Source organism: Mycobacterium sp. E2479 (assembly GCF_001667925.1).
GTDB lineage: Bacteria > Actinomycetota > Actinomycetes > Mycobacteriales > Mycobacteriaceae > Mycobacterium.
Genome location: NZ_LZJR01000153.1, coordinates 65147 through 91381, shown reverse-complemented (window position 1 = coordinate 91381; position 26235 = coordinate 65147). Strand labels below are relative to the sequence as shown.

Genomic DNA, 26235 nt, shown 5'->3' with positions numbered 1-26235 from the left:
GCGGCCCGAACAACGCCTAGCCGCGGGCGTCGCAGACCGTCAAACCACCGCCGACGCGTTTGCTGATCTGAACCCCGTCGATGGTGAGCGTGCAGGTGACGCTGTGGCCGATGTTGACAATCGTGACGTTGGCCGGGTGGGCAGCCGATTTCGACAGGCTGACCTCCTTGCTCCACGGCAGCGCGACGTTGAATTCGGTCTGGATGAGCCCGCCGGTATCGATGTACATGATGCTGATCGCGCGACCCTCACCCGAGACGGTGTAGACGACGTCTTGCATCACGACCTGCCCGGTGGTCTCGGGCGGCAAATTGGGCCCGCTGGTCGGCGGTATCGGGGCCGGAATGAACGACGGTGACCTGTGCGTCGACGTCGTCGGGGCCTCCGTGCTCGGCTCCGGCATCGCCGGCAACGGGGGGACGGCGGTCTGGGTCTTGATCGCGTCGTTCGCCAGCACCAGCGCTATCACCAAGGCGACGACCAGCAACACCGCCGCGCCTGCGCCGATCCACACCCATCGCGACGACGGTCTCGGGGCGACGGGTGGCGGGGGAACCATGCCCCTCGGTGCGTCGCCCGACGGAGGTAGGTCTTGCTGCCAGTACGCCGGCAGCGGCTTGGTCGTGTTCGTCTCGTTCGGGGTGGGCGCCCACGGCGACGTCGTCCCGCCGTAGCTCTGCGCGTAGGGCGTCTGGTCGGCGTACGCGGGATCAGCGGAGGGCGAATACCTCGGCTGCTGTGGCCCCGGCGATGTAGGAAAGCGCTCGGTAGGACGTGAATCGTTCATGTCCACCTCATGGCTTGCAAGGGTACCTGGACTCGGTGTTACAGGCCTGCGTCAGCTAGGACGGGGAGCTCAGGGGCGTTGATTTCCGGCCGCGAGCGCGGCCACGGTCATGGCCCGCATCACGGTGCGCGCCCTCGCCGCGCCGACGGATTTGCTCCGCGAAGTGTCGAGGGGCTTCATGCTGTGCGGCGTCGAATTCAGCAGGCCGAATACGGCGTGCGCGGTCAGCCGGGCGTCGGCCTCGGCCAGGTCGGGGTTGAGTTCCCGCAGCACTCCCACCCAGACCTCGACATATTGACGCTGGGATTTGCGCACCTGCCGTTCGGCGGCCTGGGGTAAGTACGCGAGGTCACGATCCTGGATGCGAATGAGGTCGGGTTCGTTGAACACGAAGTCCAGATGAAAATCGATCAGCCCGTCCAGTGCGGCGGCCGCATCGGTGCTGTGGGTCCGTACCTGCCGGGCACCGGCGAGCAGGCGGGTGCTGATGCCCACCAGCAACTCGACCAGCAGCGACTCCTTGTTCGGGAAATGGCGATAGATGGCCGGACCGCTCACCCCGGCGGCGGCACCGATGTCTTCCAGCCGCACCGCCAGGAAACCGCGTTCAGCAAACAGCCGCTCGGCGGCGGACAGCAGTTGTAAACGACGGTCGGACTTCAACTGGCGCCGGCGATTTGGAGCGTCAGCGGGACTGGCCCGGCCCTCGGAGGCGGACGCTGTCATGACGGACCTCCGTTTGGTCAATTGGCCCTAACCTAGCATGAGTTATTCGCGATTAACTCGCGCTCGTCACGAGGGCGGTCCTGCCTGGACCGGCAACGGCGGCGATGGTATTCTCAGCCCTTGAGTTAATGGACATTAACTCAAAATCCGACCGCACGACGGCAAGGAGGCTGCTGCGGCCATGGACAACGTGGTGACCTCGCCCGTCTCAACCGGGGCGTCGTTCGCCGATGAGCACCGTCGGCTGGTGGCTGAGCTGAACGCCAAGCTGGCGGCGGCCGCGTTGGGCGGAAACGAGCGTGCACGGGAACGTCACGTCAGCCGGGGCAAGTTGCTGCCCCGCGAACGCGTGGACCGCCTACTCGACCCCGGTAGCCCGTTTCTGGAACTCTCACCGCTGGCCGCGGACGGTATGTACGACGATGAGTCTCCGGGAGCAGGGATCATCACCGGCATCGGCCGCGTGTCGGACCGCGAGTGCGTGATCGTCGCCAACGACGCGACGGTCAAGGGCGGTACCTACTACCCCATGACGGTCAAAAAACATCTGCGCGCCCAAGAGGTGGCGCTGCAGAATCGGCTGCCCTGCATCTACCTGGTGGACTCCGGGGGCGCGTTTCTGCCGCGGCAGGACGAGGTCTTCCCCGACCGCGAACATTTCGGCCGCATCTTCTACAACCAGGCGACCATGAGCGCCAAGGAGATTCCGCAAGTTGCGGCGGTGCTCGGTTCGTGCACGGCCGGCGGCGCCTACGTGCCGGCGATGAGCGATGAGGCCGTCATAGTTCGCGAGCAGGGCACGATCTTCTTGGGTGGTCCGCCCTTGGTCAAGGCCGCGACCGGAGAGGTCGTGTCGGCCGAGGAACTCGGCGGCGGCGACCTGCACTCCCGGGTTTCCGGCGTCACCGACCACCTTGCCGAAGACGACGAGCACGCCCTGCGGATCGTCCGCGCGATCGCGGAAACCTTCGGCCCGCGCGAGCCCAGCCCTTGGGACGTGCGGTCCCCGCTCCCGCCCACGTGCGCTCAGACGCAGCTCTACGACGTGGTGCCGCCGGACCCGCGGGTGCCCTACGACGTGCACGAGGTCATCGTGCGACTGGTCGACGGCGGCGAATTCAGCGAATTCAAGGCCAATTACGGCAAGACGCTGGTGACCGCGTTCGCGCATATTCACGGCCACCCAGTGGGAATCGTCGCCAACAACGGCGTTCTCTTCAGCGAATCCGCCTTGAAGGGAGCACATTTCATCGAGTTGTGCGACAAGCGCAAAATACCGTTGCTGTTCTTACAGAACATCGCCGGCTTCATGGTGGGCCGCGACTACGAGGCCGGCGGCATCGCCAAACATGGCGCCAAGATGGTCACCGCCGTCGCCTGCGCGCGGGTGCCCAAACTGACCGTCGTGATCGGCGGCTCCTATGGGGCGGGAAACTATTCGATGTGCGGCCGGGCGTATTCGCCACGATTCCTGTGGATGTGGCCGAACGCCCGCATCTCGGTGATGGGCGGCGAACAGGCCGCGTCGGTGCTGGCCACCGTGCGCGCCGAGCAACTTGCCGGCGCCGGCAAACCATGGTCGGCCGACGAGGAAGAGGCGTTCAAGGCTCCCATTCGCGAACAATACGAAAATCAGGGCAATCCTTATTACTCCACGGCGCGGCTGTGGGACGACGGGATCATCGACCCCGCTGACACCAGAACCTTTGTCGGGCTGGCTCTCTCGGTGTGCGCTCAAGCACCGCTGGAGCCGGTCTCCTACGGCGTCTTCCGGATGTGAGTGCAGTGTTCGAGACCGTTCTAGTGGCCAACCGCGGCGAGATCGCGGTGCGGGTGATCCGAACCCTGCGCCGGCTGGGCATCCGCTCGGTCGCCGTCTACAGCGATCCCGACGACGGTGCGCGGCACGTGCTCGAAGCCGACGAAGCGGTGCGGCTGGGACCCGCCGCGGCACGCGAGAGTTATCTCAACATCGACAAGGTCGTCGAGGCGGCCGTGCGCACCGGATCCCAAGCGATCCATCCTGGGTACGGATTCCTTTCCGAGAACGCCGATTTCGCCGCCGCCTGTGAGCGAGCCGGAGTCGCGTTCCTCGGGCCGCCGGCTCGTGCGATCGAGGTGATGGGCGACAAGATCACCGCCAAGAACGCGGTCGCCGCCTTCGATGTGCCGGTGGTACCCGGTGTCGCAAGGCCGGGGCTGAGCGACGACGAACTGGTCGCGGCCGCAGACGAGGTCGGCTACCCGGTGCTGATCAAGCCTTCGGCGGGCGGCGGCGGCAAGGGCATGCGGTTGGTGGAAGAACCGGGCAGGTTGGGCGAGGCGCTGGTGGGGGCGCGGCGCGAGGCCGCTTCGTCGTTCGGCGACGACACATTGTTTCTGGAACGATTCGTGCTGCGGCCCAGGCACATCGAGGTGCAGGTGATCGCCGACACGCACGGCAACATCGTGCACCTCGGCGAGCGTGAGTGCAGCCTGCAGCGCCGCCATCAAAAGGTGATCGAGGAGGCGCCTTCGCCGTTGCTTGACGAGGCGACGCGGGCGCGCATCGGGGCGGCCGCCTGCGACACCGCGCGCAGCGTTGATTACGTCGGCGCGGGCACGGTCGAGTTCATCGTCTCCGCGGCCCGGCCCGACGAGTTCTTCTTCATGGAGATGAATACCCGCCTGCAGGTTGAGCATCCGGTCACCGAGGCGGTCACCGGGCTGGACCTGGTCGAGTGGCAGCTGCGAGTGGCCGCCGGCGAGAAGCTGGCGTTCGCCCAGGACGACATCGAATTGCGCGGACACGCCGTCGAGGCCCGGGTTTACGCCGAGGATCCGGCGCGGGGATTCCTACCGACCGGTGGACCGGTGCTGCATGTTTCCGAGCCGTCCGGTGACGGTGTGCGGGTCGACTCCTCGTTGTTGGCGGGCACGCTGGTGGGCAGCGACTACGACCCGATGCTGAGCAAGGTGATCGCTTACGGGGCCGACCGCGGCGAGGCGCTGGCGAAACTCGACCGGGCGTTGAGCCGCACCGTGATCCTGGGCGTTCAGACAAACATCGAATTCCTCCGATTTCTGCTCGCCGACGGGCGGGTGCAGGCCGGCGATCTGGACACCGCTCTGCTGGACGAACGCGTGGCGGACTTCGCTCCGCTGCCGGCTCCCGACGACGTGCTCGCGGCCGCCGGCCTCTATCGGCAATCGGCCCTGGCTTCCCGCGCTCGCCGCTTCGGGGGCAACCCCTGGGCGGAGCCGACCGGATGGCGCGTCGGCGGTAGCCCGGCACCGGTCCGCACCGACATGCGTACCCCGCTGCGCAGTGAGACGGTGTCGGTGTGGGGGATGCCCGAGGCGGCCACGGTGCAGGTCGGCGAGGGTGAACCCCGTTTCGCCGCAGGGCAACTCGAACCGGCGCGGCTGAGCATGACGCTGGACGGTGTGCGGCGGACCTATAGCTGGGCCGAAGCCGACCGCCATCTGTGGATCGCCGACGAGCGAGGAACCTGGCACCTGCGGGAAGCCGAGGAAAACAAAATCCACCGCGCCGCGGGCGCGCAGCGGGCCGAGATCGTCAGTCCGATGCCCGGCAGCGTGATCGCGGTTCAGGCGACCTCGGGCACCGACGTTTCCGAGGGCGACGTGGTAGTCGTCGTCGAGGCGATGAAAATGGAACATTCGCTTGCCGCGCCGGTCTCCGGACAGGTGCAAGTACTGGTCTCCGTGGGTGACCAGGTGACGGTGGACCAGGTGCTGGCCCGACTGGTGCCCGAAGAGTCCAGCGCGGCAGCTGATTCGAGTAAGGACGCATCATGACCACATCCATCACCGCGGGGACATTGCCCAAGGAATACGAAGATCTCCGTGACACTGTCGCCGAGTTCGCGCGCACCGTGGTTGCGCCGGTGTCGGCCAAACACGATGAGGAGCACAGCTTCCCGTACGAAGTTGTCGCCAAGATGGGCGAGATGGGCCTGTTCGGCTTGCCGTTCCCCGAGGAGTACGGCGGCATGGGCGGTGACTACTTCGCCCTTTCGCTCGCACTGGAGGAACTGGGCAAGGTCGACCAATCGGTGGCGATCACTCTGGAGGCCGGAGCCAGCCTCGGCGCGATGCCCATCTACCGGTTCGGCACCGAAGAGCAAAAGCAGAAGTGGCTGCCCGACTTGACCGCCGGCCGCGCCCTCGCCGGCTTCGGACTCACCGAATCCGGGGCCGGCTCGGACGCCGGAGGCACCCGCACCACGGCACGGCTCGACAACGGCGACTGGGTGATCAACGGCAGCAAGCAATTCATCACCAACTCCGGCACCGAAATCACCTCCCTGGTCACCGTCACCGCCGTCACTGGAACCAACGCGAACGGCAAAAAAGAGATCTCCTCGATCATCGTGCCGAATGGCACACCGGGATTCACCGTGGAACCGGTGTACAGCAAGGTCGGCTGGAACGCGTCGGATACCCACCCGTTGAGCTTCGACGACGTCCGCGTCCCGGAGGAGAACCTGTTGGGTGCCCGAGGCAGCGGCTACGCGGGTTTCCTGTCGATACTGGACGAGGGCCGCATCGCGATTGCCGCGCTGGCGACCGGGGCGGCGCAGGGCTGCGTCGACGAAAGCGTCAAGTACGCCAAGGAACGCCAGGCTTTCGGCCAGCCGATCGGCGCCTACCAGTCGATTAGCTTCAAGATCGCACGGATGGAGGCGCGTGCCCATGTGGCGCGCACCGCATACTATGATGCGGCGGCAAAGATGTTGGCGGGCAAGCCCTTCAAGAAGGAGGCGGCAATCGCGAAGATGATCGCCTCAGAAGCGGCGATGGACAATGCCCGCGATGCGACGCAGATCCACGGTGGCTACGGCTTCATGAACGAATATCCGGTGGCGCGGCATTACCGCGACAGCAAGATCCTCGAGATCGGTGAAGGAACCACCGAAGTGCAGTTGATGCTCATCGCGCGATCGCTGGGGCTGTCGTGACGCGCGCCGGCGACGATGCAGAGCGCAGCGATGGGGAGCGTCGCTCATGACGGATGCCAAGTCAATTGTTCAGCGCGGCTTGTGGTTCGAGGAATTCGAGATCGGCACCACGTATCTGCACCGGCCCGGCAGAACGATCACCGAGGCCGACAACGTGTTGTTCACCACGCTCACCATGAACACCCAGTCGCTGCACCTCGACGCGGCCTGGGCCGCCGAACAGCCCGGCTTTCGGGGTGAGCGACTGGTGAACTCCATGTTCACCCTCTCCACCCTGGTCGGGCTCTCGGTGTCGCAGTTAACGCTCGGCACGATCGTGGCCAACCTCGGCTTCTCCGAGGTGTCCTTCCCCAAGCCCGTCTTTCATGGCGACACCCTGTACGCGGAGACGGTGTGCACGGGCAGGCGCGAATCGAAGAGTCGGCCCGGCGAAGGCATCGTCACCCTCGAGCACACGGGACGCAACCAGCACGGCGACGTCGTCGCGCGCGCGGTGCGCACCACGCTGGTGCAGAAGCGCCCAAGCGACCAGGAGACCACGTGAACCTGCAAACCGCCGGTCCCGGATGGCTGTTCTGCCCGGCCGACCGCCCCGAGCGTTTCGCCAAGGCCGCCGCCGCCGCCGATGTTGTGATCCTCGACCTCGAGGACGGCGTGGCCGAGGCGGACAAGCCAGCGGCGCGCAACGCGCTGCGGGATACGCCGCTTGACCCCGAGCGCACCGCAGTACGGCTCAACGCGGCCGCCACGGCGGAATACGCTCTCGATCTCGAAGCCCTGGCCGGCACCGCGTACACGACGGTGATGCTGTCCAAGGCCGAATCCGCCGCGCAGGTGACAGCGCTCGCGCCACTTGAGGTGATCGCGCTGCTGGAGACGCCGCGGGGTGCGGTGTTCGCCACCGAAATCGCGGCGGCACCGGGCACCGTGGCGCTGATGTGGGGCGCTGAGGACCTGGTGGCCACTCTCGGAGGTAGCTCCAGCCGCAAGGCCGACGGCACCTACCGCGACGTCGCTCATCACGTGCGGTCGACGGCCTTGCTCGCGGCGTCCACCTTCGGGCGGGTCGCGCTCGACGCGGTGCATCTGGACATCCGGGATCTCGATGGCTTGCGGGCGGAGGCCGAGGACGCCGTCGCGCTGGGCTTCGGCGGAACGGTGTGCATTCACCCGAGCCAGATCCCGGTAGTCCGCGAGGCGTATCGCCCTAGTGAGGAGCGACTGGACTGGGCACGCCGGGTGCTGACGGCCGCGCGGTCCGAACGCGGAGTCTTCGCCTTCGAGGGGCAAATGGTCGATTCGCCGGTGCTCAAGCACGCGCAAATGACGTTGCGCAGGGCGGGTGAGACCGTCCCTGAGTGACGGCTGCCAAAGCACCGAACGGGGCCCGGGCACTGAAGCGCGACACGCTGCGCCGACACCACAATCAACCCGGTCTCTTCCGGTTTGAGCGCATAATGGTGAGTACGTCAGTGTCGCGGCGAGCGAAGCCTTTCGTGTAACTGGCGATCGATCTCCGCTCGCGGTCGGCCCCGGCTGACCGTTTGCCGGGACCCGCTGTGGTTGACCCAGCCACGCGGCACCCGACGGGAGAGGCGGTGTGGCGCAGATGCCTTCGACGTCGATGACTGTCGATCTCGAGCCGGTGCAACTCGTCGCGCCGGATGGTTCACCGGCGTCCCAAAACCGTTACAGCCGTGAGCTTCCCGCAGAGACGCTGAGCTGGCTCTACGAGATGATGGTGATCACCCGCGAGCTGGACGCCGAATTCGTCAACCTCAAGCGGCAAGGGGAGCTGGGCCTGTACGCCTCCTGCCACGGTCAGGAAGCGGCACAGGTTGGTGCCGCGGCTTGCCTGCGTAAGACGGACTGGTTGTTTCCCCAATACCGGGAACTCGGAGCATTTTTGGTGCGCGGTATTCCGCCCGGACACGTAGGGGCCGCGTGGCGGGGCACCTGGCACGGCGGCCTGGACTTCACCAAAAAGTGTTGCGCGCCGCTGTCGATTCCGATCGGCACTCAGACCCTGCACGCCGTGGGCGCGGCGATGGCTACCCAACGCCTGGGCGAGGATTCGGTGACGGTGGCCTTCCTCGGCGACGGCGCCACCAGCGTGGGAGACGTGCACGAGGCGCTGAACTTCGCGGCCGTGTTCAACGCCCCCTGCATATTCTTCGTGCAGAACAACCAATGGGCGATCTCGATGCCGATATCCAAGCAGACCGCCGCGCCGTCGCTGGCGCACAAAGCGATTGGTTACGGAATGCCCGGAATCCGGGTGGACGGCAATGACGTGCTGGCCTGCTTTGCGGTGACGGCCGAGGCCGCCGCCCGGGGCCGCGCCGGTGGCGGCCCTACATTGATCGAGGCGGTCACCTACCGCTTGGCCCCGCACACCACGTCTGATGATCCGAGCCGATACCGGACGCAGGACGAGGTCGACCACTGGTCGGCGCTGGAACCGATCGCGCGGTACCGCAGCTACCTGCAAGGCCAGGGCCTGTGGTCACAACGGTTGGCAGAACGGGTTATTGGCCGTGCGAAGCGGATGCGGGCCGAGTTGCGCGATGCGGTGTTCGACGCGCCCGATATCGACATCGACGAGGTGTTCACGTCGGTGTACGCCGAAATCACGCCGGGATTGCAGGCGCAGCGACAGCAGTTGCGCGCCGAGCTCGAACGAAGTGATTGAGAGACATTTATGACTCAGCTCGCTGATCGTCCGGCCGGCCACGAGGAAACACCGATCGCGGCGGTGCAGGACGTCGCGCTCGGCGCTCAGTCGTTGACCATGGTGCAGGCCCTCAACCGCGCGCTACACGACGCGATGGCAGCCGACGATCGGGTGCTGGTGTTCGGCGAGGATGTCTCGGTCGAGGGAGGAGTGTTTCGGGTAACCGAGGGGCTGGCCGCGGCGTTCGGCGAGAACCGTTGCTTTGATACGCCACTCGCGGAGTCCGCCATCATCGGGATCGCGGTGGGCCTGGCGCTGCGCGGTTTCGTACCGGTGCCCGAGATCCAGTTCGACGGGTTTTCTTACCCCGCTTTCGATCAGGTGGTCAGCCACCTGGCGAAGTATCGCACCCGCACCCGCGGCGAAATCAACATGCCGGTGACGGTGCGCATCCCTTCCTTCGGGGGAATCGGTGCCGCCGAGCATCATTCGGATTCGACCGAGTCGTACTGGGCACACACCGCCGGCTTGAAGGTGGTGGTGCCGTCCAGCCCGGCCGACGCGTATTGGCTGCTGCGCCACGCGATCACCTGCCCGGACCCGGTCATGTATCTGGAGCCCAAGCGCCGGTATCAGGGGCGCGGGCTGGTCGACGTCATCCGGCCCGAACCGCCGATCGGACAGGCGATGGTGCGCCGACCCGGCACCGACGTGACCGTCGTGACCTACGGCAGCTTGGTCAGCACCGCCGTCGGCACCGCCGAAGAGACGCAGCGGCAATACGGTTGGAGCCTGGAGGTCATCGACCTGCGGTCGCTGGTGCCGCTGGACTTCGATACCGTCGCCTCATCGATCCGCCGGACCGGACGCTGCGTGGTGATGCACGAGGGACCGCGAAGCCTGGGCTATGGAGCGGGCTTGGCTGCCCGCATCCAAGAGGAGTTGTTCTACGAGTTGGAGGCGCCGGTGTTGCGGGCGTGCGGGTTCGACACCCCGTACCCGCCGGCGCGGCTGGAGAGGTGGTGGCTGCCCGGTCCCGACCGGCTGTTGGACAGCGTCGAACGCGTGTTGGCGCAGCCATGAGCGAGGAGCGGATCAAGTCCTTTCGCGTCCCCGACCTCGGCGAGGGACTCGAAGAAGTCACGGTGACGCAGTGGCATGTGGCGATGGGTGACGACGTCGAGCTCAATCAGGTGCTGTGCACGGTGGAGACCGCCAAGGCCGAGGTGGAAATTCCGAGTCCGTACGCGGGCCGGATCGTCGAAACGAACGGCGCCGAAGGCGATGTGGTCAGGGTGGGAGCGGTGCTGCTGCGGATAGATACCGCGCCAGTCAGCGGGCAACCGCTGGCCGTCGACACGGCCACGCCCACGCTGGTCGGTTATGGCGCCGACTCCGGCATGGATACCAGCAGACGTCCCTCCCGCCCGCTTGCCGCCCCTCCGGTACGCAAGTTGGCCAAAGAGTTGATGGTCGACCTCAACTCGGTGCCGCACACCGGCGCCATCATCACGCGGGAGGACGTGATGTCGGCGGCCCGCGGGAACGGCAATGGCGCCGATCTCCGGCCGGTCCGGGGCGTCCAGGCCTGGATGGCGGAGAAAATGGCGGTGTCGCACAGGGAGATTCCGGCGGCGAAGGTCGGTGTCGAGGTCGAGTGCACCGAGTTGGTCCGACTGTCGGAACGGTTCAGTACGGCGGGGGAGACCATAACGCCCTTCGCGCTCATGTTGCGATTGCTGATCGTCGCGCTGCGCAACAACGAGATAATGAATTCGACGTGGGTCGACTCGCCGCAGGGACCGCAGGTGCGCGTTGAGCATCGTGTGCACTTGGGCATCGCCGTGGCCACCGAACGTGGCCTGCTTGTCCCGGTCGTTATCGATGCCCACAGTAAGACGACCCGCGAACTGGCTTGCCGGGCAGCCGAGTTGATCGCCGGTGCGCGTGCCGGCAGCCTGGGGCCGGGGGAGTTACGGGGCTCGACGTTCACCGTGACGAATTTCGGGGCCTTGGGCGTGGACGACGGTGTGCCGGTGATCAACCATCCCGAAGCCGCCATCCTCGGCATGGGCGCGATCAGGCCGCGGCCCATCGTCGCGAAAACGCAGATCGTGGCTCGCCCCACGATGTCGTTGACGTGTGTGTTCGACCACCGCATCGTCGACGGTGCGCAAGCGGCCCAATTCGTCTGCGAGCTAAGGGACCTGATCGAGTCACCCGAAACCGCACTGCTGGATCTGTAGGTCTCTCGTCAGCAGCGTGGCAGGACGGGACCCATTGGCTACCTGCGCTGCGCCGCGGCCAAACGCTGTGCAAATTCCGGCGATTGGATGGAGTGTGACTGCGGCCCGAGCTCGGCGCGCATGGCGAGCTGATGTTGCTCGTTGTCCAGCGATCCGGGACTTACGGTGGCGCGCATCGTGGCCTTGGTCGCCAGCACCACTTCCCGCGGGGCCGCCGCCGTACCCGCGGCGAGCTCCGTCGCCGCAGCGACCGGATCCTCGGCTACCGTCAGCGCCAGGCCGTACCGCACGGCGGCGTCGGCGTCGAACCGCATACCGAACAACAGGGCCGCCCGCGCGACCTGTGGGCCCACCGCCCGCTGCAGCATCCACGTCGCACCTCCGCCGGGGTGCAGCCCCAACTTCTGGAATCGTGCGTCGAACACGGCGTCAGGTCCGGCGATGCGGACATCGGCGGCCAGGGCCAGGTTCAGGCCCGCGCCCACCGCCGCGCCATTGACGGCGGCAATGGTGGGCAGCCGGCAACTACCAACGGCCATGAAACCGTCATAAAGCTGCTGCAGGCCCGCCTCGGCCGCTCCACCTCCGGCAGCCCCGAGGGCGCTGAGATCGGCGCCCGCGCAGAACGCCTTGCCCGCCCCGGTGACCACCACGGCATGCACATCGGGGTCGGCTTCGGCCCGCTCGACGGCCTCGCGCAGCTGCCCCGACGACTCGGCGGTTATCGCGTTGCGTCGATCGGGATCGTTGACGGTGATGAGCGCGACCCGGTCGGTGACGTTGAAAAGGATCGCTTCGGACTGGGCCATCGGGCACCTCCGGCTTCGCGTATGGCTTGTGAATCCGCTCGGCCTTCATCGGCGGCAGCGTCACGGGCGAGGTAAGACTACTTCGCGCCGTCCGCGGGGGGTGAGACGGTGTGAACGTGGTTAGCGAGAACCAGCGGGATAAGTACGGCATTCATCACCGGCAAGCCACCCTATTGGCTCGCTCCAATGGCCGAACGATATTAGCCAGCGGCTGAAGCGCCTTTGACCCTGCCGCGCAAAACGTGACATCTTTGCGGGAGGGGGCGGCGGATATCGGTATCTATAAGTAATGATGGATTTATCAAAACGTTATCTGCCGCATTTGACGTATTCGCCTCAATCCCTGAGTCGACCTGGCAAAACGTGCGGGGAGACGCGAGCCCACTGGACGGGTCTCAACGCCGCTTGCCGGCCCGGTTGTGGCGTCGAATTTTGCGCGAGACGTTACAGCTCGGGTTTCGCTAGCCTCTTCGCCAGCTCATCGAGTTCGGCCTGGCGCTCGCGCACCGCGCAGCCCCGCCGCTCGATGCGCGCTCCATGCGGAATCGCCCTCGGCAGCGCATTGCTACGCAGCTTATTGTTCGCATAATGGATTGCGGCATCGATCATTTCGATGTAGAGCTCCGCTTCATGCTCTCCGCAGGAACCCTCGATACGCTGGACTTCGTCCCAGCACGGATAGGAAGAGTATCGCGCGTCAAGCTGCTGTTGAGAGACGTGCGTGCCGAAGTAACAACGCCAGTCGCGGCTCAACCAACCTCTCGTCTTGACTTCGACTTTGATTCGATTACCCACGCCAGCTATGAACTTCGGCTGCCCGACGCGCACCACCGGCTGCCATTCATCCGCGGCCATATATCGCCAACCCCCTCGAAGAGAAGACGCTCTTGCCAATCATCCCGCCATCGGCGCCATCTGCTCGCTTGACACGCTGTCCGTAATGATTAAACCGCATTCTTTAAGCATTGGCTCCGACTAATTTCGGGTTTACTGACCAGTAATAAAACCGACCCAAATGCCATTACCGGCGGTCCCGTATGAGCGCTTAGCGGCGCTAATCATGCCCGCAGAAATGGCTGTGACCTGCGGCACTGTGCCGACGCCGGCGCCCCCGTCAGGGCCCCGCCGGCCTGACCGCGGGCGATCACCACCGTCGATTCGCCGCACATCCGCCGATCGGGGCCTCGCGGTCACCAGGAGGTGACTTTTCGAATTCGATAGCGCATTCAGTGTGAGGGTGGTCATTGCCGCGTTGCGGTGGGTTAGCCGTCGGAGCTCGACAAGCGACGAGGCCCGCCGCGCCATCGGCTTTGGCGGTGAGCTCGTAACCAAGGGTCCAGCCTCGATCGAATCGTGTTTCGGTCGTGCCGAAGGCCGGGACATGCGGTTCGGCAACAACGCATGGCGCCACCACCCGGCGAATCGGCGAAAGAACTCAATTAGTCGACTCAGAGACGGCCGGCCACGAAAGCGGCGGCCTGACCGGGCATTCCGGACCCCTGGTAAGACAGATGCGCCGCCGAGAACATCTCGTCGTGCGACGGCGGCGCCAAGGGGCCGCCCGGAGTGCACACCGAATCGCCAGGTGCACACAAGTCAATGGCCTTCGCGCCATACCACGGGCTGACCTCGCTCACCGGTGCACCCAGATACCGGTCCGACGGATTCCCGAACAGAGCGAGCGCGGCAACATGGTCGGCCTCGTCCGCAGTCAGTATCTGCGGGATCAGGCCCCCGATCGGTGCCTGGGCGATGGTGATCAGATCGATCACCATCGCGCCCTGGGCGTATCCGCCGAGCACCAGCTTGGTATTCGGGCAGGTTGCCACCATGGATTGGACGTGAGCATGAGCGTCGTTGGCGCCCGCGGACGCGGACGGGGCGAAATCCTCGTCGGCGGGGTAGTTGACCGCATACACCCCGAGGGAGCGGCTCCCGATCTGAGAGCGCAAGGAGTCAATGAAAGCCCTTCCGACCCCGCCGACGCCGGGGGGCTCAGCGGTGCCGCGGGCGAACGTCACCTCGACGTCCGGGCAGGACGCCGCGGACGTGGAAATCGGTGGGCACAGCAGCGTCGCCCAAGTTGTCACCACTGCGACACCCAGCAAACGCCCTAGCCGGCGTGCGTCCACGCTCCAGATGCTAGTTGACAAATTGTCGAATAAGGAGCGCACCCTGGACACGCAGGCGCACTTGGGGGCTCGGTGGGTGCCCCCGGCACGACTCGAACGTGCGACCTAGGGATTAGAAGGCCCTTGCTCTATCCACCTGAGCTACGGAGGCAATGTGCAGGTCAGTCTATCCAACCGCAGCCACGGACCCGATTTCGCGGCGCCACGCGCACGAAAACCGTTACGGCGCCCCATTTATCGGTTAGGGTAGGCACCCTCGACACACGTATTACATCGGCCGGCCATCGGCCGTTAACGCAACGAGGCGTGTGCATAGCGTCGAGGGGTGGCGTTGCAATGAGCGTGGCCGGCAATTTGACTTCGCACTGCTCGTGGGCGCACGCCCGGGCGGCACGCCTGGCGGCAGAGGCCCGCGCTATCTATCAGCTGGGCAATCTGGTGCTGCGCGGCGGGCCGTTCGCGCTGGGCTGTTTCGCCGGGTGGCTTTTCACCGAGTTTCCTCCGCACGTGGTAACCGGACACGCGCTGTCGCGGGTTTCTCATCCGTCTGTTGGCCGCGTCGGTACGGCGTTGGCCGCCCAGCGGGCGGACCAAACCCTCACGGCCGCGCTCGAGGAGTCCTTCGGCCCCGAATTTCGTGAGCAGATATGCCACCCCGCCGCCGTCGGGGCCGTGTGCGCCCCGCGCGGTCGACTGATAAGCAGGCCCGGACCCCACCACCGTTATGCGGCGCAGACTTCCGACATCTCCTACGGGCCGAGTCCCCGCGACAACCTGCTCGACGTCTGGCGGCGCGACGATTTGGCGCCCGGTTGCCGGGCGCCGGTGCTGATTCAGGTGCCGGGCGGAGCTTGGGCGATCAACGGCCGCCGTCCGCAGGCCTACACGTTGATGAGCCGACTGGTCCAACTCGGCTGGATCTGCGTCTCGATCGACTACAGCAAGAGCCCGCGAGCGACGTTCCCCGCGCACCTCATCGACGTCAAAAGGGCAATCGCATGGGTGCGGGAGAACATCGCCGATTACGGCGGTGACCCCGACTTCATCGCCATCACCGGCGGTTCGGCGGGCGGTCACCTTGCCTCCCTGGCGGCGCTCACCCCGAACAACCCCGCCTTCCAGCCCGGATTCGAAGACGCCAACACCACCGTGCAGGCGGTGGCGCCGTATTACGGTGTCTACGACTTCACCGACTTCGAGAACATGCACGAACTGATGCTCCCGTTCCTGGAGCAATTCGTGCTGAAGGCCCGCTACGCCGACGAGCCGGAGCGCTTTGCGGCGGCGTCGCCGATTTCCTACGTGCACGGCGACGCCCCGCCGTTCTTCGTGCTGCACGGTGAGAAGGACGAAGTGGTGCCCAGCGGACAGGCTCGCGTGTTCTGCGCGGCGCTACGCGCGGCCGGCGCGGCCACCGTGGCCCACGCCGAACTCGCCAATGCCCATCACGCTTTCGACATCACGCCGACGGTCCGATCTCGGCTGGCAGCTGACGCGGTCGCGGATTTCCTCGGCGTCGTCTATGCGCGGCGCGTCAGCGCGCTCCTGGATTTGCTGCCCCTGACGGCCACTTCGGCCAGCTGAGCTCGCGTCCCGGCACTCGCCGCTCCTTTCACCAGCGCGGTAACCCGACTAGCGTTGGGTAGACCAGTGGAGTTGGTGGGTCCAAGGCAGGAGGCTTGATCGACGGTGACAAGGTTGGCGCGTCGAACTGATGACAATGACTGAGTCCGTCGAGGCGATGAAGCTGTCCGACGAGCTCGGGCCGGTCGACTACCTACTGCACAGGGGAGAGGCGAACCCCCGCACCCGGTCGGGGATCATGGCTCTCGAGCTACTGGACACCACACCGGACTGGGGACAGTTTCGAACCCGATTCGAGAACGCATCGCGACGGGTGCTGCGGCTACGGCAAAAGGTGGTCGTGCCCTCTCTGCCGACCGCGGCGCCGCGCTGGGTGGTCGATCCCGATTTCAACCTGGACTTCCACGTGCGCCGGGTGCGGGTGTCCGAGCCCGGCACGCTGCGTGAAGTATTCGACCTCGCCGAGCTCATCCTGCAGTCGCCGATGGACATTTCGCGGCCGCTGTGGACGGCCACCCTGGTCGACGGTCTGGCCGACGGCAAGGCCGCGGCGCTGCTGCACGTCAGCCATGCTGTCACCGACGGAGTCGGCGGGGTCCAAATGTTCGCCGAAATCTATGACCTCGAGCGCAATCCGCCGGCCAAGCCGACGCTGCCGCTGCCCGTACCGCAGGATCTGACGTCCAATGACCTGATGCGCCAGGGCATTAACCACCTGCCGTTCGCCGTTGTCGGCGGCGCCATGAGCGCACTGTCCGGCGCGGTAGCGGCGGCAGGGCGGGCGGTCTTGGAGCCGACGGCGACGGTTTCGGGGATCGTCAGGTACGCCGTGTCGGGCATGCGGGTGCTCAACCGGGCTGCAGAGCCGTCGCCCCTGCTACGACGGCGCAGCCTCGCAACCCGTAGCGAGGCCATCGACATCTCGCTTTCCGACCTGCACAAAGCCGCAAAGGCCGGTGGCGGCTCAATCAACGACGCCTACCTTGCGGGGGTGTGCGGCGCCTTGCGCCGTTACCACCAGGCGTTCGGCGTGCCGATCAGCACGCTGCCGATGGCGGTGCCGGTCAACCTGCGGGCCGAAGCGGATACGGCCGGCGGCAACAGATTCACCGGCGTCAATCTAGCGGCGCCGATAGGTACGGCCGACCCCGTCTCCCGGATGAAAAAGATCCGCGCTCAGATGACGCAGCGGCGCGACGAGCCCGCGATGAACATCATCGGTTCGATCGCTCCGGTGCTCAGCGTCTTGCCGACCGCGGTGCTCGAAGGGATCACCGGCTCGGTGATCGGATCCGATGTGCAGGCCAGCAACGTACCGGTCTTTCCGGGCGACACTTACATCGCCGGTGCTAAAGTGCTGCGGCAGTACGGTATTGGGCCGCTGCCTGGAGTAGCGATGATGGTGGTGCTGATTTCGCGCGGCGGATGGTGCACCATCACCGTGCGCTACGACAGGGCCTCGGTGCGAAACGAGGCGCTGTTCGCCCAATGCCTGCTCGAAGGCTTCGACGAGATCCTGGCGCTGGCCGGTGACCCACCACCGCGGGCGGTGCCCGCCTCGTTCACCGAGCCGGCCGTGTCCTCGCGATCGGTGGCCGGCTCATGAGCGCGTCGACCGAGCAGCCCGACGACCGCGGAACCCAAAACACCGGGCAGGAAATGCGGTTGCCCGGCTCGGTGGCCGAGATCATGGCCAGCCCCACGGGCCCCAAGATCGGCGCCTTCTTCGACCTGGACGGCACACTGGTCGCCGGGTTCACCGCGCTCATCCTGACCCAGGAGCGGCTGCTGCGCCGCGACATGGGCGTGGGGGAGCTGCTCGGCATGGTGCAGGCCGGCCTGAGTCACACCCTCGGCCGTATCGAATTCGAGGACCTCATCGGTAAGGCCGCCGCCGCGCTGACCGGTCGACTGCTCGACGACCTGGAAGAGATCGGGGAGCGCATGTTCGTCCAGCGGATCGAGTCGCGGATCTACCCGGAGATGCGCGAGCTGGTGCGGGCGCACATGGCTCGTGGCCACACCGTCGTGCTCAGCTCGTCGGCGCTGACCATTCAGGTAAACCCGGTCGCGCGGTTCCTCGGAATTCCGAACATGCTCACCAACAAGTTCGAGACCACCGACGACGGCATGCTCACCGGTGGCGTCCAGAAGCCGATCCTGTGGGGACCTGGCAAAGCCGCTGCGGTACAACGTTTTGCGGCCGAGCACGACATCGATCTCAAAGACAGCTACTTCTACGCCGACGGTGACGAAGACGTCGCCCTGATGTATCTTGTCGGCAACCCGCGGCCGACGAATCCCGAAGGCAAGATGGCCGCGGTGGCCAAGCGCCGCGGATGGCCGATCCTGCGATTCAGCAGCCGCGGCCCGGTGGGCCTGCGCCGGCAGTTGCGGACTCTCGCCGGCTTCGGCTCGATGTTCCCTGTCGCCGCAGGCGCGGTCGGCATCGGTGTGCTGACCCGCAACCGGCGCCGCGGCGTCAACTTCTTTACCTCCAACTTCTCCCAGCTGTCGCTGGCGATTGCCGGCGTGCATCTCAACGTCATCGGCAGAGAGAATCTCACCGCGCAACGCCCGGCGGTCTTTATCTTCAACCACCGCAACCAGGTTGACCCGGTCATCACCGGTGCGCTGGTGCGCGACAACTGGGTGGGTGTGGGCAAGAAGGAACTGCAGAAAGACCCGATCATGGGCACCGTCGGCAGGCTGGTGGACGGCGTGTTCATCGACCGCGATGACCAGACTGCCGCGGTGGAGATGCTGCACGAAGTCGAAGACCGTGCCCGCAGGGGGCTTTCGATCGTGATCGCCCCGGAGGGCACCCGAGTCGACACGACCGAGGTAGGTCCATTCAAGAAGGGGCCGTTCCGGATTGCGATGGCCGCCGGCATCCCGATCGTCCCGATCGTGATCCGCAACGCCGAGCTGGTCGCCGCCCGCAACTCGACGGTGATCAACCCGGGCACCGTCGATGTCGCGGTCTTTCCGCCGATCTCGGTGCAGGACTGGACGCTTGAGACGCTGCCGGAGCGGATCGCCGAGGTTCGCCAGCTGTACCTGGACACGCTCGCCAACTGGCCCGTCGACGAGCTTCCTGAGGTCGACCTGTACGCCGAGAAGAAGGCGGCAGACAACGCCCAGAGCCGGACCGCCAAGGCACCCGCCAAGAAGACGCCGGCCAAGAAGACGCCCGCCAAGAAGACGCCGGCGAAGAAGACGCCGGGTAAGAAGGCCGCGCCGAAGAAGACGCCGGCCAAGAAGGCCGCGCCGAAAGCGAAGGCGCCCAAGGTAAACCCCCATGAATCCCAGGCCGCCCTGAAAGACGGCGAGGCGCAACGACCCGCGCCCGAGGGGGCGACCGTGAGCGCCGAGGCGCCGGAATCGCCGCCCCGAGGGCGTCCGTGACCGAACCGGCTGCAGATAGCAGCGCGGTCCTTACCGCACGAGACTCGCTGGTATTGGCGTCGATGGCCTCACCGGTCGAGATGGAACTGGTGACGGCGTGGCTGGATCGCCAGCGCGGCGACCATCCGGGAGCGAATTTCGGCTTGGTGAAACTGCCGGCGCTCGATGCGCCGCCGGACGCGATGACGGCCCTGGCCGAGCAGCTCGAATCCGGGGAAGACCGTTCGATCGTGCCGGTGCGAGTGTTCTGGCTGCCGGAACCGGATCGTGGCCGATTTGCCAAGCTGGTCGGGCTGCTCCCCGGCCGTGATCCCTACCACCCCAACCACCGTCAGCAAGAACAGATCGTGCGGACCGCTCCCCAGCGTGCCCGGGTGGTAGCCGGCGAGGCGGCCACGGTGTCCGAACTTCGCCGGCAATGGCGCGACACCACCGTCGGAGAAGACAAGAACGACTTCGCCCAATTCGTGATCCGCCGCGCCATATTGGCGATGGAACGGGTTGAATATCGGATCCTCGGACCGCAGTACAAGTCGCCTCGGCTGGTGAAGCCGGAGATTCTGGCCTCCAACCGGTTTCGCGTCGGCCTGGCCAAGATTCCCGGCGCCACCGTCGACGAAGCCGGGAAGATGCTCGACGAACTCGCCACCGGCTGGAGCAGGGCGTCGGTCGACCTCGTCGGGGTCCTCGGCAGGATGCTCAGCCGCGGGTTCGATCCGGAGATCGACTACGACGAGTATCAGGTTGCGGCAATGCGGGCCGGCCTGGAAGCTCACCCGGCGGTGCTGTTGTTCTCCCACCGGTCCTACATCGACGGCGCCGTGGTGCCGGTCGCCATGCAGGAGAACCGGTTACCGCCGGTGCACGTGTTCGCCGGCATCAACTTGTCGTTCGGCGTGATGGGGCCGTTGCTACGGCGATCCGGTGTCATCTTCATCCGTCGCAACATCGGCAACGACCAGCTCTACAAGTACGTGCTGCGCGAATACGTCGGTTACATCGTCGAGAAGCGGTTCAATCTGAGCTGGTCCATCGAGGGCACCCGCTCGCGCACCGGAAAAATGCTGCCACCCAAGCTCGGCCTGCTGGCCTACGTCGCCGACGCATATCTGGATGGCCGCAGCGAAGATATTCTGCTGCAACCGGTCTCGATCAGCTTTGACCAGCTGCACGAAACCGCCGAATACGCCGCCTACGCCCGCGGCGGCGAGAAGACGCCCGAAGGCGTGGGCTGGTTGTACAACTTCATCCGCGCGCAGGGTGAACGCAACTACGGCAAGATCTACGTCCGATTCCCCGAAGCCGTGTCGATGCGGCAGTACCTGGGCGCACCGCACGGCCCGCTGACCCACGATCCGGACGCCAAACGGCTTGCGCTGCAGAAGATGTCGTTCGAGGTCGCCTGGCGGATCCTGCAGGCGACCCCGGTGACGGCGACGGGACTGGTCTGCGCGTTGTTGTTGACCACCCGTGGCGCGGCGTTGACGCTCGGTCAGCTGCACCACACCCTGCAGGACTCGTTGGATTACCTGGAACGCAAACAAGACCCGATGTCCACCAGCGCCTTGCGGCTGCGCACCCACGACGGGGTGCGCGCGGCGGTCGATGCGTTGTCCCACGGACACCCCATCACCAGGGTCGACGGCGGCCGGGAACCGGTGTGGCGCATCGCGCCCGACGAACAGCACGCCGCAGCGTTCTACCGCAACTCGGTGATCCACGCCTTTTTGGAGACGTCGATCGTCGAACTCGCACTGGCACACGCCCGCCACGCCGACGGCGACCGCATGGAGGCCTTCTGGACCCAGACGATGCGACTGCGCGATCTGCTGAAGTTCGACTTCTACTTCGCGGACTCGGCGACGTTCCGGGACAACATCGCCGAAGAGATGGCGTGGCACGCCAATTGGGAAGCCCATGTCGCCGCCGGAGGCGACGAAATCCGCTCGCTGTTGTTCGCCAAGCGTCCGCTGATGGCGGAAGCGATGTTGCGGGTGTTCTTCGAGGCTTATGAGATCGTCGCCGACGTCCTGCGCGACGCACCGGCCGACATCGGACACAAGGAACTGACCGCCTTGGCGTTGGGCGTGGGCCGGCAGTATGTGGCGCAGACCAGGATCCGCAGCAGCGAATCGGTGTCGACGTTGTTGTTCGCCACCGCACGGCAGGTTGTCGAGGACCAGAACTTGATCGCGGCCGCGCCGGACCTGGCGGAAAGGCGAGGCGCCTTCCTGCAAGAGCTGCGCGACATCCTGCACGACTTCAACTATGTGGGGCAGATCGCGCGCGATCAGTTCGTGGCCCGGGAGGACAGGGCCCGTCGGGACCTTCTGGACAGCCAGGCCCACTAGCCGGCGGGCCCGCCCATACCCTGGACCTATGACCGTCGCCCCGCCAGCCGGCAAGGCCTCGACCGAGCGCTCAACCCAGCGCCGCGCGCTGGTGTGGCCGGTCCTGGTCGGGGTGGCCATGCTGGCGGGCTGCACTGCCGCCGGCATCGGGACGCTCTCGCTGGCCAGCGCGCTGACCGTGACGGGCCTACCCGATCCGGGCCAGGTGACCACGCTAGGCCTACCGTTCGTCCGGGCGGTGGGCGAGATCGCCGCGGTGCTGGCGGTCGGGTCGTTTCTGTTCGCCGCGTTTCTGGTGCCGCCGCAGCGCAGCGGTGTGCTCGACGCCGGCGGCTATCGGGCCCTTCGGCTCGGGACGGTGGCATCGGGGGTGTGGGCGGTGTGTGCCGCACTCCTTGTCCCGCTGACCATCTCTGACGTGTCCGGTCATCCCGTCGCCGACATCAGTGCGATGCGGATGTGGTCGTTGGCGGGTCTGATCACCAACGCCTCGGCCTGGCGCTGGACCGCGATCCTCGCCGCGGTGATCACGCTGGCGAGCCTGTCGGTGCTGCGCTGGTCGTGGGCGCCGGTGCTGCTCGCCGCGTCGGTGATGACGTTGATTCCGCTGGGGCTGACCGGTCACTCGTCGGCCGGCGGTTCACACGACCTGGCCACCAACGCCCTGCTGATCCACTTGGTCGCCGCCAGCCTGTGGGCCGGTGGTCTGCTCGCCGTGCTTGCCAACGCCCTGCGCCGCGGTGGTCACCTCGGGCTGGCCGCCCGGCGTTTCTCGATGATCGCGCTGTGGTGTTGGGTCGCGATGGCATTCAGTGGACTGGTCAACGCCCTGGTCCGGGTGCCGCCGTCCGACCTGTTCAGCACCGACTATGGGCGGCTGGTGACCGCCAAATTCGTCGCGCTGTGCCTTTTGGGCGCGCTCGGCTGGCGCCAGCGGCGTGTCAGTGTGGCTGCGCTGCAAGCGGATCCGAGCCCGGCGCGAGCACGTGGTGCGTTGCTTCGACTGACGCTGATCGAGGCCGCCGTCTTCGGCCTGACGTTCGGCATCGCCGTCGGGCTGGGCCGCACCCCGCCGCCGCCACCGCCGTCTCGGCTGCCGTCGATTCCCGAAGCCGAGATCGGTTACGACTTCGACGGGCCGCCCACCGTGGCGCGCATCCTGTTCGACTGGCGGTTCGACCTGATCTTCGGTTCCGCCGCCCTCGTTTTCGCCGCCCTGTATGTGGCGGCGCTGGTGCGGCTGGTCCGCCGCGGTGACAAGTGGCCGCCGGGGCGGACCTTTTCCTGGTTGCTCGGCTGCTTGGTGTTGCTGTTCGCCACGTCGTCGGGCGTGGGGCGCTACATGCCGGCGATGTTCAGCATGCACATGGTGGTCCACATGTGCCTGTCGATGCTGATCCCGATCCTGCTGGTGCTCGGCGCCCCGGTCACGCTGGCCTTGCGGGCGCTGCCCGCGGCCGGCCGTGACGATCCGCCGGGCATGCGGGAGTGGCTGTTGGCCGCGCTGCACAGCCGCTTGTCCCGATTTCTCACCAACCCAGTGGTGGCCACCGTGCTGTTCGTCGCCGGGTTCTACGGGCTGTACCTGTCGAACCTCTTCGACATCACCGCGAGCAGCCACGCCGGGCATCTAGCCATGAACGCCCACTTTTTGCTGAGCGGCTACCTGTTCTATTGGGTGGTGATCGGGGTGGATCCGACGCCGAGGCCGCTCCCGCCGCTGGCGAAGGTGGCCGTGGTGTTCGCATCACTGCCCCTGCACGCCTTCTTCGGGGTGGTGCTGATGGGCACCAAGAAGGTGCTCGCCGCAGACTATTACCGCTCGCTCGGCCTGGGTTGGCACACCGATCTGCTGGGTGACCAGCGCCTGGGCGGGGGGATCGCATGGGCGGCGGGGGAATTCCCGCTGGTGATCGTCATGCTCGCGCTCCTCATCCAGTGGGCGCGCAGCGATCGGCGCACCGCCACGCGGTTGGACCGGGCCGCCGAACGCGACGATGACGCTGACCTGGTGGCCTACAACGCGATGCTGGCGCAGTTGGCGCGGGGCGACAAGCCCAACCGATCCGGCCAGACCCCCGCTGATCCGGACTGATCCACAGTCCCGATTTCTTCCCCAGCGACGCCCGGCCCGTCGGGTTTTCGGCCCCCGTTGCCCGCGGCGTCGTCGGTAGCGCGGTGCTTACTGGCAGCCATAGCCAACTGCAATCGAGAAGGGATCAGCTCATGTTTGAAACCCCGCTTACGGTCGTCGGTCACATCGTCAACGACCCCGCCCGCCGCAAGGTCGGCGACCAAGAGGTCCTCAAATTCCGGGTGGCCAGCAACTCGCGCCGGCGCACCGGTGACGGCGGCTGGGAGCACGGGCACTCGCTGTTCGTCACGGTCAATTGCTGGGGAAAGCTGGTCACCGGGGTGGGTGCCGCGTTGGGCAAGGGGGCACCGGTGATCGTGGTGGGTCACGTGTACACCAGCGAATACGAGGACCGCGACGGCAACCGCCGCTCGTCGGTGGAGATGCGGGCAACCGCGGTCGGGCCGGACCTGTCCCGCGTCATCGTGCGCATCGAAAAGCCCGGCTATACCGGTCCGTCTTCCGGGCAGGAAAGCAAGGCGCCGGGAACTCCCGCCGATGCCGTGGACGTTAGCGGCGAGGACGAGCTGGCCGGTGACGATCCGGCCGGCACAAGTGACGCCACCGAGGAGGCCCCGCTTTCCGTTCCCGCCTGAGCCTCGGCTCGGGCGCGGGGCTGGGGCTACCGGGCGATGCCTAGGATGGTCCGCGAGATCACTCGCAAATCAGAAAGGCATAACCGCGGCATGGCTGAGTTCATCTACACGATGAAAAAGGTCCGCAAGGCGCACGGCGACAAGGTGATCCTGGACGACGTCACGTTGAGCTTCTATCCAGGCGCCAAGATCGGTGTCGTTGGCCCCAACGGCGCCGGCAAGTCGAGCGTCTTGCGGATCATGGCGGGCCTGGACAAGCCGAACAACGGTGATGCCTTCTTGGCCAACGACGCGACCGTCGGCATCCTGCTGCAGGAACCCCCGCTGAACGAGGAGAAGACCGTTCGCGGCAACGTCGAAGAAGGCCTGGGCGAGATCAAGGTCAAGCTCGACCGCTTCAACGAGGTCGCCGAGCTGATGGCCACCGACTACTCCGATGAGCTGATGGAGGAGATGGGCCGGCTGCAGGAGGAGCTCGACCACGCCGACGCGTGGGACCTCGATTCGCAGCTGGAGCAGGCCATGGACGCGCTGCGCTGCCCCCCGCCCGACGAGCCGGTGACCAATCTGTCCGGTGGTGAGCGTCGCCGCGTTGCGCTGTGCAAGCTGCTGCTGTCCAAACCCGACCTGCTGCTCCTCGACGAGCCCACCAACCACCTGGACGCCGAGAGCGTGCAGTGGCTAGAGCAGCATCTCGCCTCCTATGCCGGCGCGATCTTGGCGGTCACCCACGACCGGTACTTCCTGGACAACGTCGCCGAATGGATTCTGGAACTGGACCGTGGCCGCGCGTACCCGTACGAGGGCAACTACTCCACGTATCTGGAGAAGAAGGCCGAGCGGCTGGCGGTGCAGGGACGCAAGGACGCCAAGCTGCAGAAGCGGCTGACCGAGGAGTTGGCGTGGGTGCGCTCCGGGGCCAAGGCGCGTCAGGCCAAGAGCAAGGCGCGGCTGCAGCGCTACGAGGAGATGGCCGCCGAGGCCGAGAAGACGCGCAAGCTCGACTTCGAGGAGATCCAGATCCCCGTCGGTCCGCGACTGGGCAACGTGGTGGTCGAGGTGGAGCACCTCGACAAGGGCTACGACGGCCGCACCCTCATCAAGGACCTGTCCTTCACCCTGCCGCGCAACGGCATCGTCGGTGTCATCGGCCCCAACGGGGTCGGCAAGACCACCTTGTTCAAAACCATCGTCGGTCTCGAGCAGCCGGACAGCGGCACGGTTAAGGTCGGCGAGACCGTCAAGCTCAGCTACGTCGACCAGACCCGCGCCGGCATCGATCCCAACAAGAACGTGTGGGAAGTCGTCTCGGACGGGCTGGATCACATCGTCGTCGGGCAGACCGAGGTGCCGTCGCGGGCCTACGTGTCGGCGTTCGGGTTCAAGGGACCAGATCAGCAGAAGCCGGCCGGCGTGCTCTCCGGTGGCGAGCGCAACAGGCTCAACCTCGCGCTGACGCTCAAGCAAGGCGGAAACCTCATCCTGCTCGACGAGCCCACCAACGACCTCGACGTCGAAACGCTGAGTTCGCTGGAGAACGCCCTGGAGCAATTTCCCGGTTGCGCGGTGGTGATTTCGCACGACCGATGGTTCCTGGACCGCACCTGCACGCACATCTTGGCCTGGGAGGGTGACGACGACAACGAGGCCAAATGGTTCTGGTTCGAGGGCAACTTCGGTGCATACGAGGAGAACAAGGTCGAGCGGCTCGGTGCCGAAGCGGCGCGGCCGCACAGAGTGACCCACCGCAAGCTGACGCGCGACTAGTGTCGGCTCTGCCCCGCATTGCCACGGAACGGGGCGACGGAGCGCCCTGACAACCGT

At 66.3% G+C, this 26235-nt stretch carries 20 protein-coding genes and 1 tRNA gene; 15 read left to right on the top strand and 6 right to left on the bottom strand.

Annotated features, from left to right (window positions below; genetic code table 11):
* Window positions 1-16: 16 nt before the first annotated feature.
* Both A5686_RS22820 and A5686_RS22815 read right to left on the bottom strand, forming a co-directional pair.
* Window positions 17-793: an MmpS family transport accessory protein gene (locus A5686_RS22820; protein ID WP_082947757.1), complete on the bottom strand. Its 777-nt coding sequence runs from the start codon at window positions 791-793 to the stop codon at window positions 17-19.
* A gap of 63 nt (window positions 794-856) precedes the next feature.
* On the bottom strand, window positions 857-1513 hold the full coding sequence (locus A5686_RS22815; RefSeq protein ID WP_067938944.1) for a TetR/AcrR family transcriptional regulator: 657 nt from the start codon (window positions 1511-1513) through the stop codon (window positions 857-859).
* A gap of 181 nt (window positions 1514-1694) precedes the next feature.
* Between A5686_RS22815 and A5686_RS22810 the strand changes: the two genes are divergently transcribed.
* The 8 genes from A5686_RS22810 (at window position 1695) to A5686_RS22775 (ending at window position 11397) form a co-directional block, all read left to right on the top strand.
* Entirely contained in the window at window positions 1695-3293 is a 1599-nt protein-coding gene (locus A5686_RS22810; protein ID WP_067938941.1) for a carboxyl transferase domain-containing protein, read from the top strand.
* Window positions 3294-3298: 5 nt separating this feature from the next.
* Window positions 3299-5314 carry an acetyl/propionyl/methylcrotonyl-CoA carboxylase subunit alpha gene (locus A5686_RS22805; protein WP_067939060.1) on the top strand — a complete coding sequence of 672 codons (2016 nt, stop codon included), beginning with the start codon at window positions 3299-3301 and terminating at the stop codon, window positions 5312-5314.
* Window positions 5311-6477: an acyl-CoA dehydrogenase family protein gene (locus A5686_RS22800; RefSeq protein WP_067938938.1), complete on the top strand. Its 1167-nt coding sequence runs from the start codon at window positions 5311-5313 to the stop codon at window positions 6475-6477. Before A5686_RS22805 ends, A5686_RS22800 begins: the two co-directional genes overlap by 4 nt.
* A gap of 46 nt (window positions 6478-6523) precedes the next feature.
* Window positions 6524-7021 carry a MaoC family dehydratase gene (locus A5686_RS22795; RefSeq protein WP_067938935.1) on the top strand — a complete coding sequence of 166 codons (498 nt, stop codon included), beginning with the start codon at window positions 6524-6526 and terminating at the stop codon, window positions 7019-7021.
* Window positions 7018-7839 carry a CoA ester lyase gene (locus A5686_RS22790; protein WP_067938932.1) on the top strand — a complete coding sequence of 274 codons (822 nt, stop codon included), beginning with the start codon at window positions 7018-7020 and terminating at the stop codon, window positions 7837-7839. The genes A5686_RS22795 and A5686_RS22790 overlap by 4 nt, the downstream gene beginning before the upstream one ends.
* A gap of 247 nt (window positions 7840-8086) precedes the next feature.
* Window positions 8087-9169 carry a pyruvate dehydrogenase (acetyl-transferring) E1 component subunit alpha gene (pdhA, locus tag A5686_RS22785; RefSeq protein ID WP_231986462.1) on the top strand — a complete coding sequence of 361 codons (1083 nt, stop codon included), beginning with the start codon at window positions 8087-8089 and terminating at the stop codon, window positions 9167-9169.
* 9 nt (window positions 9170-9178) lie between these two features.
* Complete coding sequence (gene bkdB / locus A5686_RS22780) at window positions 9179-10234, top strand: 3-methyl-2-oxobutanoate dehydrogenase subunit beta (protein ID WP_067938929.1); 1056 nt, start codon at window positions 9179-9181, stop codon at window positions 10232-10234.
* On the top strand, window positions 10231-11397 hold the full coding sequence (locus A5686_RS22775) for a dihydrolipoamide acetyltransferase family protein (RefSeq protein WP_067938927.1): 1167 nt from the start codon (window positions 10231-10233) through the stop codon (window positions 11395-11397). Before bkdB ends, A5686_RS22775 begins: the two co-directional genes overlap by 4 nt.
* 38 nt (window positions 11398-11435) lie before the next feature.
* Here A5686_RS22775 and A5686_RS22770 read toward each other — a convergent pair whose 3' ends face one another.
* From A5686_RS22770 to A5686_RS22755, 4 genes are all read right to left on the bottom strand, one after another.
* Entirely contained in the window at window positions 11436-12206 is a 771-nt protein-coding gene (locus A5686_RS22770; protein ID WP_067938924.1) for an enoyl-CoA hydratase, read from the bottom strand.
* A gap of 444 nt (window positions 12207-12650) precedes the next feature.
* Window positions 12651-13061, bottom strand: a complete 411-nt coding sequence (locus A5686_RS22765; RefSeq protein ID WP_067938922.1) for a hypothetical protein — start codon at window positions 13059-13061, stop codon at window positions 12651-12653.
* A 593-nt stretch (window positions 13062-13654) separates the two neighbouring features.
* Window positions 13655-14338: a cutinase family protein gene (locus A5686_RS22760; protein ID WP_197520671.1), complete on the bottom strand. Its 684-nt coding sequence runs from the start codon at window positions 14336-14338 to the stop codon at window positions 13655-13657.
* Window positions 14339-14415: 77 nt separating this feature from the next.
* A tRNA-Arg gene (locus tag A5686_RS22755) sits at window positions 14416-14489 on the bottom strand.
* Between the two features lie 185 nt (window positions 14490-14674).
* Here A5686_RS22755 and A5686_RS22750 point away from each other — a divergent pair.
* The 7 genes from A5686_RS22750 to ettA all read left to right on the top strand — a co-directional run bounded on the left by A5686_RS22750 (window position 14675) and on the right by ettA (window position 26178).
* Window positions 14675-15922: an alpha/beta hydrolase gene (locus A5686_RS22750; RefSeq protein ID WP_067938919.1), complete on the top strand. Its 1248-nt coding sequence runs from the start codon at window positions 14675-14677 to the stop codon at window positions 15920-15922.
* Window positions 15923-16058: 136 nt separating this feature from the next.
* Window positions 16059-17528, top strand: a complete 1470-nt coding sequence (locus A5686_RS22745) for a wax ester/triacylglycerol synthase family O-acyltransferase (RefSeq protein ID WP_156750203.1) — start codon at window positions 16059-16061, stop codon at window positions 17526-17528.
* Window positions 17525-19330, top strand: a complete 1806-nt coding sequence (locus A5686_RS22740) for an HAD-IB family hydrolase (protein WP_067938915.1) — start codon at window positions 17525-17527, stop codon at window positions 19328-19330. The genes A5686_RS22745 and A5686_RS22740 overlap by 4 nt, the downstream gene beginning before the upstream one ends.
* Window positions 19327-21681, top strand: coding sequence for a glycerol-3-phosphate 1-O-acyltransferase (locus A5686_RS22735; RefSeq protein ID WP_067938913.1), 2355 nt, complete (start codon window positions 19327-19329; stop codon window positions 21679-21681). Before A5686_RS22740 ends, A5686_RS22735 begins: the two co-directional genes overlap by 4 nt.
* 28 nt (window positions 21682-21709) lie before the next feature.
* Window positions 21710-23776, top strand: coding sequence for a cytochrome c oxidase assembly protein (locus A5686_RS22730; protein WP_067938911.1), 2067 nt, complete (start codon window positions 21710-21712; stop codon window positions 23774-23776).
* 131 nt (window positions 23777-23907) lie between these two features.
* Entirely contained in the window at window positions 23908-24411 is a 504-nt protein-coding gene (locus A5686_RS22725) for a single-stranded DNA-binding protein (protein ID WP_067938909.1), read from the top strand.
* Window positions 24412-24501: 90 nt separating this feature from the next.
* Entirely contained in the window at window positions 24502-26178 is a 1677-nt protein-coding gene (gene ettA / locus A5686_RS22720; protein ID WP_067939056.1) for an energy-dependent translational throttle protein EttA, read from the top strand.
* The last annotated feature ends 57 nt before the right edge of the window (window positions 26179-26235 follow it).